Source organism: Stenotrophomonas sp. 1L-E-5-B-C3, assembly GCF_057292075.1.
Window position 1 is genome coordinate 1 of sequence record NZ_JBXAWS010000045.1, and the last position, 1,428, is coordinate 1,428.

Sequence of the window (1,428 nt, forward strand, 5' to 3'; positions counted from 1 at the left end):
TGAAGTGACCCCCGAGACTTGGACGGGGTCAGGCGGCCGATTGGGCCTGCTCCCGGTACTTTATCGGGCTGAGACCTTTCAGTTTCAGTTTGATGCGCTCTTCGTTGTAGTACTGGATGTATTCCACCAGCCCAGCTTCCAGACTCTCGATGCTGTCAAAGCTGTTCAGGTAGAAGAATTCCGACTTCAGCGTCCCAAAGAAGCTCTCCATCGCCGCATTGTCCAGGCAGTTGCCGCGCCGGGACATGCTTTGTTTCAACGAGTGCTTTTCCAGCATGTGCCGGTAGTTTTCATGCTGGTACTGCCAGCCCTGGTCGGAGTGGATCATGGGGCGCTCATCCGGGGGAAGCTTCTTGATGGCCTCCTCCAGCATTTGGCCCACCAGATCAAATACGGGCCGACGCTTGATCTGATAAGCCACGATTTCGCCGTTGTAGAGGTCCATGATCGGCGACAGGTACAGCTTCATGCCCTGCACCTTGAACTCGGTCACGTCAGTCACCCATTTCTGGTTGGGGCGCTCGGCATGGAACTGGCGATTGAGGTCATTGCCAACCACAACGTTGGCCGCCCCCTTGAAGGCCTGGTAGCGCTTCACACGCACCCGCGATTTCAGCCCCATCTCCCCCATCAGGCGCTGAACCCGCTTGTGATTGGTCCGATGGCCCTGATTGGCTAATTCCAGCGTCACCGTGCGATAGCCATAGCGCCCTTGGCTTTGATCGTAGATTGCACGGATGCGCTCGCACAGCTGTGCCTCGTCCTGATCCGGATGGGCCAGGACATGGTTCTGGTAATAGAACGTACTGCGTGACAGCTCAGCTGCTTCGAGCAGAAGCGACAGCGTATGAACCTGCCTCAATCCTTGGACGGCTTGCGCTTTGCGTCCTGCGCCGCCTGCTCTTCCCGGATCAAGGCATCGAGTTTTTTTAGGTAGTCGGTCTCCGCACGCAGATAGGCGACTTCCTTGAGCAGCTCATCGCGGCTCATATCTTCAGGTGGCTTGGACGAACGGGTCTTTTTCATCGGCTTTCGGGGCGGCGGCGGAGGGGGTGCCAACGCTTGGGCACCGCCTTGAGCATACAGGCGCCGCCATCGCCCCACCGCGCCGGCATCGCCAATTTGAAAGTAGGTGGTGGCCTCCCGCCCGGACATGCCGTCCTGGCTCATTTTCTCCAGGACAGCCAGCTTGAACGGGAGGTCATAGAACCGGGCCTGGCGATGAAATCCTCGCCAACCATGCAGCCGATAGGTCGCCACCCAGCGCCTGACCGTGGAGAACTCCAGGCCGTGGCGACGGGCAATGGCTTTGACCGATGTGGAGGTCTTGCAGGCCTCTTTGGCGACCTGCAGTTTGAAACGCGCGTCGTATCTGTTCATGTATCCCTCGGGGTTGGATCTGGTGTCCAATTCCCGGGGGTCACTTCA

At 58.6% G+C, this 1,428-nt stretch carries 1 protein-coding gene; it reads right to left on the reverse strand.

The window, feature by feature from the left end:
• Positions 1-28: 28 nt before the first annotated feature.
• Positions 29-1,380, reverse strand: a protein-coding gene (locus AC0Z6F_RS22555; RefSeq protein WP_087943697.1) for an IS3-like element ISStma2 family transposase whose coding sequence is annotated in 2 segments (ribosomal slippage) — positions 29-933 and positions 933-1,380 — 1,353 coding nt in all. Because the reading frame shifts where the segments join, the coding sequence is not laid out codon by codon here.
• Positions 1,381-1,428: the final 48 nt, after the last annotated feature.